8 protein-coding genes are annotated in these 9,763 nt (G+C 72.3%); 2 read left to right on the top strand and 6 right to left on the bottom strand.

The window, feature by feature from the left end; translation table 11 throughout:
• Positions 1-47: 47 nt before the first annotated feature.
• From E1298_RS38960 to metH, 3 genes are all read right to left on the bottom strand, one after another.
• Positions 48-473 (bottom strand): hypothetical protein, encoded by a 426-nt coding sequence (locus E1298_RS38960; RefSeq protein ID WP_131902407.1) that lies wholly within the window; start codon positions 471-473, stop codon positions 48-50.
• 174 nt (positions 474-647) lie between these two features.
• Positions 648-1,304, bottom strand: coding sequence for an HAD family hydrolase (locus E1298_RS49830; protein WP_207945100.1), 657 nt, complete (start codon positions 1,302-1,304; stop codon positions 648-650).
• A gap of 8 nt (positions 1,305-1,312) precedes the next feature.
• The gene (metH, locus tag E1298_RS38955; protein WP_207945099.1) at positions 1,313-4,789 is read right to left on the bottom strand and encodes a methionine synthase; all 3,477 of its coding nucleotides are present in this window, start codon (positions 4,787-4,789) and stop codon (positions 1,313-1,315) included.
• Between the two features lie 217 nt (positions 4,790-5,006).
• Between metH and E1298_RS38950 the strand changes: the two genes are divergently transcribed.
• Together E1298_RS38950 and E1298_RS38945 are read left to right on the top strand one after the other, a co-directional pair.
• Positions 5,007-5,465 carry a universal stress protein gene (locus E1298_RS38950; protein WP_131902406.1) on the top strand — a complete coding sequence of 153 codons (459 nt, stop codon included), beginning with the start codon at positions 5,007-5,009 and terminating at the stop codon, positions 5,463-5,465.
• A 174-nt stretch (positions 5,466-5,639) separates the two neighbouring features.
• Positions 5,640-6,482: a PAC2 family protein gene (locus E1298_RS38945; protein WP_131902405.1), complete on the top strand. Its 843-nt coding sequence runs from the start codon at positions 5,640-5,642 to the stop codon at positions 6,480-6,482.
• 35 nt (positions 6,483-6,517) lie between these two features.
• On the opposite strand, the gene mshC is transcribed toward E1298_RS38945, so the two are convergent.
• The 3 genes from mshC to E1298_RS38930 all read right to left on the bottom strand — a co-directional run.
• Entirely contained in the window at positions 6,518-7,756 is a 1,239-nt protein-coding gene (gene mshC, locus E1298_RS38940; protein ID WP_131902404.1) for a cysteine--1-D-myo-inosityl 2-amino-2-deoxy-alpha-D-glucopyranoside ligase, read from the bottom strand.
• A 127-nt stretch (positions 7,757-7,883) separates the two neighbouring features.
• Positions 7,884-8,828, bottom strand: a complete 945-nt coding sequence (locus E1298_RS38935) for an ABC transporter permease (protein WP_131902403.1) — start codon at positions 8,826-8,828, stop codon at positions 7,884-7,886.
• Positions 8,829-8,835: 7 nt separating this feature from the next.
• Positions 8,836-9,763, bottom strand: a 928-nt coding sequence (locus E1298_RS38930; protein ID WP_131902402.1) for an ABC transporter permease, incomplete at its 5' end; no start/stop codon positions are given.

Raw genomic sequence — 9,763 nt, 5'->3', positions numbered from 1 at the left:
AGGGGCCACCGCGTTCGGGCGGGCGGGCCCCTGGAGGGCTGGGAGGGTTAGGAGATGCCGCGGTTGCGGAGGATCTGCTCGATCTCCGCCAGTTCCGGGTCGCCCGCCGGTGTCGCGCCGCCCACCGCGCCCTTGGGCTTCGCGGAGCGCTTGGCGGCCTTCGGCTCGCCGCCGCCTGCGGCGGCCTTGCCGCCGTCCGCGGCGGCGGCGCGGCGGCTCAGCATCGCGCCCGAGGTCAGGTAGAGGAGGACCGCCAGGCCCGACAGCGCGACCCCGGCCCACTTCACGGGGCTGAACGCCAGGTCGACGAAGAACTCGGTCACCCCGGTCATCGCCGCGGCCAGCGGGATCAGCGACAGTGCGGCGCCGCGCATCCCGGACGCCGCGCCGCGGCGCCGGTAGACCCCCCAGCTGGTGACCAGCCCGATCAGGGTCACCCCGAGGCTGATCGCGAATATGGCTTCGTCGCTCATGCCGGCCCCTCACTCCGTGCGGTGATGCTCTCCCCATGGTCACACGTCCGGGGGCCGGTGCCGCTCCTCCCGGCGGACGGTTTGCCGGGCGCTCCGTCTCCTCCTCCGGCGTGACCCGTCCCCTAGGGTCCGCCCCGCAGGTAGCAGCGGACCGCTACCTGCGGGGGCGCGCCCTCATCGGACCAGCGCCGACAGCCGCTCCAGGGTCACCTCGCGCAGCGAGGCCACCACGGTGCGTCCCGGTGCGGGCGGGATCGGGAGCACGCCGGGCACCGCGACCGTCACGCAGCCCGCCGCCTCCGCGGCGGCCACCCCGTTCGGGGAGTCCTCCAGGACCACGCAGCGGCCGGGGTCGACGCCCAGCCGGGCGGCGGCGGTCAGGTAGGGCTCGGGGTCGGGCTTGGTGCGGGCCACCTCGTCGCCGGCGACGCTCAGCGCGAAGTGCTCGCGGCCGACGGCGTCCAGCACCGGCTCGATGAGCCGCCGGTGGCTGGAGGACACCAGCGCCGTCGTGACCCCCGCACCGCGCAGCTCGGCGAGCAGGTCCTTGGCGCCGGGCATGAGCGGCACGCAGGTGCTGAGCCGCTCGAACATGCCGTCCAGCAGCCGAGCGGCGACCTCGTCCCGCGCGGCGGGCGATCCGGTCAGCTCCAGCATGTAGTCGACGGCGACGTACAGGGACCCGCCGACGAGCTTCTCCTGGTTCTCGGGGGTCCATGTCCCGCCGAGCCACGCCATGACCTCCGACTCGACCTCCAGCCAGCCGCTCTCGGATTCGATCAGCAGGCCGTCCATGTCGAACAGGACGGCCTGGAGCCCTTCGCGGGTCACCGTGCTCCTCACGTGTTGAAGTACTTGGCCTCGGGGTGGTGGACGACCAGGGCGTCCGCGGACTGCTCGGGGACGAGCTGGAGTTCCTCCGACAGCTCCACGCCGATCCGCTCCGGCTTGAGCAGCCGCACCAGCTTGGTGCGGTCCTCCAGGTCGGGGCAGGCGGCGTAGCCGAAGGAGAAGCGGGCGCCGCGGTAGCCGAGCTTGAAGAAGTCCTCGATGTCGCCCGAGTCCTCGGCGCCGAATCCGATCTCCGAGCGGATCCGGGTGTGCCAGTACTCCATCAGCGCCTCGGTGAGCTGCACCGACAGGCCGTGCAGCTCCAGGTAGTCGCGGTAGGCGTTCTTGGCGAACAGCTCCCCGGTGGCCTCGGCGATCCTGGAGCCGACGGTGACGAGTTGGAACGCGACCACGTCGGTCTCGCCGGAGTCGCGGGGCCGGAAGAAGTCGGCCAGGCACAGGTGCCGGTCGCGGCGCTGGCGCGGGAAGGTGAACCGCTCCCGGTCCGAGCCGTCGTCGTTGAGGACGACCAGGTCGTCGCCCTCGCTGACGGCGGGGTAGTACCCGTACACGACGGCGGCCTCGATCAGGCCCTCGGTCTGGACACGGTCCAGCCACATCCGCAGCCGCGGGCGGCCCTCGGTCTCCACCAGCTCCTCGTAGGACGGGCCGTCGCCGCCGCGGGCGGGCTTGAGGCCCCACTGGCCCATGAAGGTGGCGCGCTCGTCCAGGAACGACGTGTACTCGGCGAGGGGGATGCCCTTGACGATGCGGTCGCCGAGGAACGGCGGGTTCGGGAGTTTGTTGTCGACGGCGACGTCGGAGCGGGCGGGCATGTCCTCGGGCTCGGTGACCTTGAGCGTCGCGCCCTTCTTGACGCGGCGCTCGCGCAGCGGCGGCAGCGTGGCGCCCTCCTCGCCGCGCTTGACGGCCATGAACGCGTCCATGAGCCGGAGGCCCTCGAAGGCGTCGCGGGCGTAGCGGACCTGGCCGTCGAACAGCCCGGCCAGGTCCTGCTCGACGTAGGCGCGGGTCAGGGCGGCGCCGCCGAGCAGCACCGGCCACTGCCCGGCCAGGCCCCGGGAGTTGAGCTCCTCCAGGTTCTCCTTCATGATCACGGTGGACTTGACGAGGAGGCCGGACATGCCGATGACGTCGGCGCGCTCGTTCTTGGCGGCCTCCAGGATCGCCGACATCGGCTGCTTGATGCCGATGTTGACGACCTCGTAGCCGTTGTTGGACAGGATGATGTCGACGAGGTTCTTGCCGATGTCGTGGACGTCGCCCTTGACGGTGGCGAGGACGATGCGGCCCTTGCCGCCGTCCTCGGCCTTCTCCATGTGCGGTTCCAGGTAGGCGACCGCGGTCTTCATCACCTCGGCGGACTGCAGGACGAACGGCAGCTGCATCTGCCCGGACCCGAACAGCTCGCCGACGGTCTTCATACCGTCCAGCAGCACGTCGTTGACGATCTCCAGGGCGGGGCGCTCGGCGAGGGCCTCCTCCAGGTCGTCGCCGAGGCCGTTCAGCTCGCCGTCGACGATGCGGCGCTTGAGGCGCTCCCACAGCGGCAGGCCCAGCAGCTCGGCGGCGCGGTCGGCCTTCATCGCGGCGGTGTCGACGCCCTCGAACAGCTCCATGAACCGGTGCAGCGGGTCGTAGCCGTCCGAGCGGCGGTCGTAGACCAGGTCGAGGGCGACCTTGCGCTCCTCCTCGGGGATCCGCGCCATCGGCAGGATCTTGGAGGCGTGGACGATCGCGGAGTCGAGGCCGGCGTCGACGCACTCGTGCATGAACACCGAGTTCAGGACGATCCGCGCGGCCGGGTTCAGGCCGAACGACACGTTCGACAGGCCGAGGGTGGTCTGGACGTCGGGGTGGCGGCGCTTCAGCCCGCGGATCGCCTCGATGGTCTCCAGGGCGTCGCGGCGCGACTCCTCCTGGCCGGTGCCGATGGTGAAGGTGAGGCAGTCGACGATGATGTCCTCGACGTGCATGCCCCAGTTGCCGGTCAGCTCGTCGACCATCCGGCAGGCGATCTCGACCTTGCGGTCGGCGGTGCGGGCCTGGCCCTCCTCGTCGATGCACATGACGACGATGCCGGCGCCGTGCTCGCGGACGATCGGCATGAGCCGCCGCAGCTTGGAGTCCTCGCCGTCGCCGTCCTCGAAGCTGACGGAGTTGACGACCGCGCGGCCGCCGAGCATCTCCAGCCCGGCCTCGACGACGGGGATCTCGGTGGAGTCCAGGACGATGGGGAGCGTCGCGGCGGTGGCGAGGCGGAACGCCAGCTCCTTCATGTCGGCGACGCCGTCGCGGCCGACGTAGTCGACGCACAGGTCGAGCATGTGGGCGCCGTCGCGGGCCTGGTCGCGGGCGATCTTGACGCAGTCGTCCCAGCGGGCCTCCAGCATCGCCTCGCGGAACGCCTTGGAGCCGTTGGCGTTGTTGCGCTCGCCGATCGCCAGGTAGGAGGTGTCCTGTCGGAACGGGACATGCTGGTAGAGCGAGGAGGCGCCCGCCTCGGGGCGGGGGCGGCGGTCGGCGAGCCCGCGGCCCCGGACGCGCTCCACGACCTGCCGCAGGTGCTCGGGGGTGGTGCCGCAGCAGCCGCCGACCAGCGACAGCCCGAAGTCGCGGGTGAAGGTGTCGTGGGCGTCGGCCAGCTCGGCCGGCGTCAGCGGGTAGGTGGCGCCGTCGGCGGTCAGCTCGGGCAGGCCGGCGTTCGGCATGCACGACAGGCCGATCCGCGCGTGGCGGGCCAGGTAGCGCAGGTGCTCGCTCATCTCGGCGGGGCCGGTGGCGCAGTTGAGGCCGATGAGGTCGAGGCCGAGGGGCTCCAGGGCGGTGAGCGCGGCGCCGATCTCCGAGCCCATCAGCATCGCGCCGTTCTGCTCGATGGTGACCTGGGCGATCAGGACCGTGTCGGCGCCGGCGGCGGCGATGGCGCGCTTGGCGCCGATCACCGCGGCCTTCACCTGCAGCAGGTCCTGGCAGGTCTCCACCAGCACGGCGTGGACTCCGCCGGCGAGCAGGCCCTCGACGTTGATCTGGTAGGCGTCGCGCAGTTCGGCGAACGCCACGTGCCCGAGCGTGGGGAGCTTGGTGCCGGGGCCGACCGACCCGATGACCCAGCGGGGCCGGTCGGGGGCGGAGACCGCGTCGGCGGCGTCGCGGGCGATCCGGGCGCCCGCCTCGGCCAGCTCGTGGATCCGGTCCTGGATGCCGTACTCGCCGAGGTTGCCGAGGTTGGCGCCGAAGGTGTTGGTCTCGACGCAGTCGACGCCCGCGGCGAAGTACGCGTCGTGCACGGACCGGACGATGTCGGGCCTGGTGACGTTCAGGATCTCGTTGCAGCCCTCGTGCCCCTCGAAGTCGTCCAGGGTGGGGCCGGCGTCCTGGAGCATCGTCCCCATGCCCCCGTCGGCCACGACGACGCGTTCTTTCAGGGCCTGACGCAGGGACTGCGATGTGGGAGTGCTCATGGTCCACCACCCTATCCGTGAGGGCCCGTGTTTCCTCGCCCGCGTCCAGATCCCGGGAAGCCGGTGCGGCCCGCGCGACGGCGATCGGATCCGGCGCGCAACGCGCAACCGGACGCGGCATGCGATGCGCAACTGGACGCTGTGTGCAAGGAGACAGTGACGGACCGGTCACCGGACCGATAACGTGCCGGAAAACTACCAACCGGTAAGGAGCGGCATGAGCGCGTACCGCATCATCCTCGTCGGCACCGACGGCTCGGACACCTCGTTCCGCGCGGTCGACAGGGCGGCGCAGCTGGCCGCCGCGACCGGCGCGACCCTCCTGCTCGCCTCCGCCTACAGCCCCATGCCCGAGCGCGAGCGCGCCAGCGCCGCCGACCGGCTCGGCGACCTGGCCTACAAGGTGCAGGGGTCCACGCCCGCCGACGACGCGCTGCGGGCCGCGCGGGAGCGGGCGGTCGCGGCGGGCGCCAAGGACATCGAGCACCTCGCCGTCGAGGGCGACGCCGTCGACGTGATCGCGAGGCTGGCCAGGGAGCGCGCCGCGGAGCTGGTCGTGATCGGCAACCGGGGCCTGAACAGCCTCGCGGGCCGCATCCTGGGCTCGGTCCCGGCGAACCTGTCGCACCGCTCGCCGTGCGACGTGCTGATCGTCCACACCACCGACGGCAAGTGACCCGATCGTGACCCTCGTTCCGCCCCGGGCGTACAGGGACGGGGTCTGGCGGTGGAACGGTGGGGTAGGTCACTGTCAGGACGTAGGCTGACAGCCACCGATCATGCCCGGCCCCCGACCGGGAATGACGGCCCCCGCGGTGACGCTGTACCCGACGTCGGAAGGAGGCAGCGCGTGGTCGAGCTCGAAAGCGTGCCGGAACTCGTCGATCCGGTGCTCGTGGCCGCCTTTGAGGGGTGGAACGACGCCGGCGAGGCCGCCAGCGGGGTCATCCAGCACCTGGAGTCCACGTGGGAGGCCGTGCCCATCGCCGAACTCGATCCCGACGACTACTACGACTTCCAGGTGACCCGGCCGATCGTGGAGATGATCGACGGTGAGACCCGCGGGATCACCTGGCCGACGACGCGCATCTCCTGGGCGCGGCTGCCCAACGGCCGCGACGTGGTCCTCGTGCACGGCATCGAGCCGAACATGCGCTGGCGGTCGTTCTGCCGGGAGCTCGTCGGGCTGATGCTGGAGCTGGACGTCCGCAACGTCGTCCTCCTCGGCGCGCTGCTGGCCGACGCCCCCCACACCCGCCCGGTCCCGGTGACGGGCGCCGCGTCCGAGGCGGGCCTGGTCAACACCCTCCACCTCGAACCGGCCCGCTACGAGGGCCCCACCGGCATCCTCGGCGTGCTCCAGGACGCCTGCGCCAAGGCCGACCTCGACACCGTGTCCCTGTGGGCGGCCGTCCCGCACTACGTGGCGCAGCCCCCCTCCCCCAAGGCCACCCTCGCGCTGCTGCGCCGCGTCGAGGACCTCCTGGACGTCACCGTCCCGCTGGGCGAGCTGCCCGAGGAGGCCCGCGCCTGGGAGAACGGCGTCAACGAGCTGGCCGAGGAGGACTCCGAGGTCGCCGAGTACGTCCGCACGCTGGAGGAGCAGAAGGACGCCACCGAGCTGCCCGAGGCGAGCGGCGACGCGATCGCCCGCGAGTTCGAGCGCTACCTGCGCCGCCGCGACCCCGGCTGACCCTCCCCGCACGGCGCGCGCCCCGGCGGCAGGGGTCAGAGGGCGATGCCGAGGAGGGCGTCGGCGAGGACCCTGACCTGGGAAGGGGCGGTCTCGTCCGGCCCCTCGGCGGTGGCCCACGCGTCGACGGCCGCGAGCGCCGACGGGGCGTCCAGGTCGTCGGCCAGGTGGCGGCGGACCGTGTCGGCCACCGGCGCCGCGGACGGGCCCGACGGGCGGGCGACGGCGGCGCGCCAGCGGGCCAGCCGCGCGAACGCCGCGTCCAGCTCCGCCCTCGTCCACTCCCAGTCGGAGCGGTAGTGGTGCGCCAGCAGCGCCAGCCGGATCGCCATCGGGTCGGTGCCGTCCTCGCGCAGCCGCGACACGAACACCAGGTTCCCGCGCGACTTGGACATCTTCTCGCCGTCCAGGCCCACCATCCCCGCGTGGACGTAGGACCGGGCGTGCGGGCGCTCCCCCGTGGCCACCTGGGCGTGCGAGGCGCCCATCTCGTGGTGCGGGAACGCCAGGTCCGAGCCGCCGCCCTCCACGTCGAACGCCATGCCGAGGTACTCGACGGAGATCGCCGAGCACTCCACGTGCCAGCCGGGGCGGCCCTGCCCGAACGGCGACTCCCAGCCGGGCTCGCCCGGGCGCCGCGCCATCCACAGCAGCGCGTCGAGCGGGTCGCGCTTGCCGCGGCGGTCCGGGTCGCCGCCGCGCTCGGCGAACAGCGGCCCCATCTGCTCCTTGGACAGCCCGCTGACCTGCCCGAACGCCGGGTCGGACGCGATGGGGAAGTAGATGTCGCCGTCCACCTCGTAGGTGGCGTCCCGGCCCCGCAGCTTCTCGATCATCTCGACGATCAGCGGGATCGCCTCGACCGCGCCGACGTACTGGTCCGGCGGCAGGACCCGCAGCGCCGCCATGTCGTCGCGGAACAGCTGGATCTCCCGGTCGGCCAGCGCCCGCCAGTGCTCCCCGGTCTGCTGGGCACGTTCCAGGAGCGGGTCGTCGACGTCGGTGGCGTTCTGGACGTAGTGGACGCGGTGGCCGAGGTCGCGCCACACCCGGTTCACCAGGTCGAACGCGAGGTAGGTGTTGGCGTGGCCGAGGTGCGTCGCGTCGTAGGGGGTGATCCCGCAGACGTACATCCGGGCGGTGTCACCGGGCCGCTCGGGCCGCGTGGGCCGTGTCGTGCCCGTCGCCGTGTCGTGCAGGAGCAGCTGCCGCGCCGGGGCGGGCAGTCCCGCGTCGGAGAGGCTGGGGACTCGAGAAGCGGGCCACGATCGCATACCCGGAAGCTTATCCATGGCCTGCCGGTGGGATTACTCCGAGATCATGGTTACTGTCCCGGTGTGTCCGACCAGGTCCGATCGGGTCTGATTCGGGTCCGGTCGGGGCTGGTCGGGGGCTGGTCGGTCAGGAGAGCCGGACGCGCGGGTCCAGCACGGAGTAGCCGACGTCCACGAGCAGGTTCGCCAGGATCACGAACAGCGTCACCACCAGCGTCACCCCGATGATCACCGGGGTGTCGCCGAGCGCGATCGACTGGTACACCAGTTGCCCGACGCCCTGGAGCCCGAACACCTTCTCGGTGACGATCGTCGAGCCGATCAGCGCCCCCAGGTCGATGCCGAACTGGGTGACGACCGGGGTCAGCGCAGCCCGCAGCCCGTGCCGGTACACCACCCGGCGCTCGGCCAGCCCCTTGGCCCGCGCCGTCCGCACGTAGTCCTCGCCCAGCACGTCCAGCATCGCCCCGCGCGTGAGGCGCGTGTAGGCCGCGACCATCAGGAACGCCAGCGCCGCCCACGGCAGGATCATCCGCCGCAGGAAGTGCTCCTGCAGCGGCGGGCCCGCCTCGAAGAAGTGGACGCCCGACTCGCCGAGCCTGGTCGCGAACAGGTACAGCAGCACCAGCGCCATCACGAACGGCGGCGTGGACAGCCCGATCAGCACGAACACCGTCGCCGCCCGGTCCCACAGGCTCCGCGCCCGCGTCGCGCTGAGCACCCCGGTGACGACGCCGCCGGCGAACCACACGACCCCGGCCCCGGCGACCAGCCACAGCGTCGTCGGCAGCCGGTCGGAGATCAGGTCGGCCACCGGCGTCCCGTTGATGTAGGAGTCGCCGAGGTCGCCGCGCAGCAGCCGCTTGAGGAACTGCCAGTACTGGACGAGGACGGGCTGGTCCAGGCCGAGGTTGCGGCGGATCTGCTCCAGGGTGTCGGTCGTGGCGCGCGGCCCCCCGATGACCCGCTCCACCGGGACGGGCGACACGTGCAGGAACACGAACACCAGCGTGGACACCAGCCACAGCACGATCACCGCGTACAGCAGGCGGCGGACGACGAAGCGCGTCACGGGCGGCTCACCTCCCCCCGGCGGCGCGGTCGCCGCGCGGGTCCAGCGCGTCCCGGATCCCGTCGCCGAGCAGGTTGAACGACAGCGTGGTCAGCAGCAGCAGGGCGCCGGGGACCGCCAGCAGCCACCAGGCGGTCTGGAACACGTCGCTGCCCTCGCCGAGCATCGACCCCCAGCTCGGCATCGGCAGCCGCACCCCCACGCCGAGGAACGACAGCGTCGCCTCGAACACGATCGACGTCGGGATCAGCAGCGAGGTCAGCACCGTGACCTGCGCGACCAGGTTCGGCAGCACGTCCACGAGCATGATCCGCGCGTTGGAGGCGCCGAGGGAGCGGGCCGCCTCGATGAACTCCTTCTGCTTCAGCGACATCACCTGGCCCCGGATGATCCGCCCGAACGCCGCGAACGAGAAGAACGCGATGACCAGGATCGTCATCGTCAGGCTCGCGGCCACCGAGGAGATCTGGAACGTGGTCGCCAGCATGATCGCCACCAGCAGGTACGGCAGCGCGAGCGTCATGTCCATCAGCCGGGCCAGCAGCGTGTCCACGACCCCGCCGGCATACCCGGCCAGGGTCCCCACCAGCGTCCCGGCGATCGAGGCGAGCACCGCCGCGAGGACCCCGACGACCAGCGAGATCCGCGCCCCGTAGGCGGCGCGGACCAGCACGTCCCGGCCGAGCTGGTCGGCGCCGAGCCAGAACTCGCCGGACGGGCCGCGCGGCTGCCCGTCCACGTCCAGGCCCGTCTTGGGGAACGTCGCGTCGTAGGGGTGGCCCGTCCAGCGCTCCCACAGCGGCGCCAGCACCGCGAACACCACGATCAGCGCCAGGACGGCCAGGGACGCGACGGCCAGGCGGTCGCGCCTGAACCGGCTCCACGCGAGCTGGAACGGCGACCGGCCCCGCACCCGCGCCGGGCCGCCCGCCGGC

The organism is Actinomadura rubrisoli (assembly GCF_004349215.1).
In the GTDB taxonomy this organism is placed as follows: Bacteria; Actinomycetota; Actinomycetes; order Streptosporangiales; family Streptosporangiaceae; genus Spirillospora; species Spirillospora rubrisoli.
Note: the sequence above shows the minus strand (reverse complement) of the source record. Positions and strands in the feature narration are given on the sequence as shown.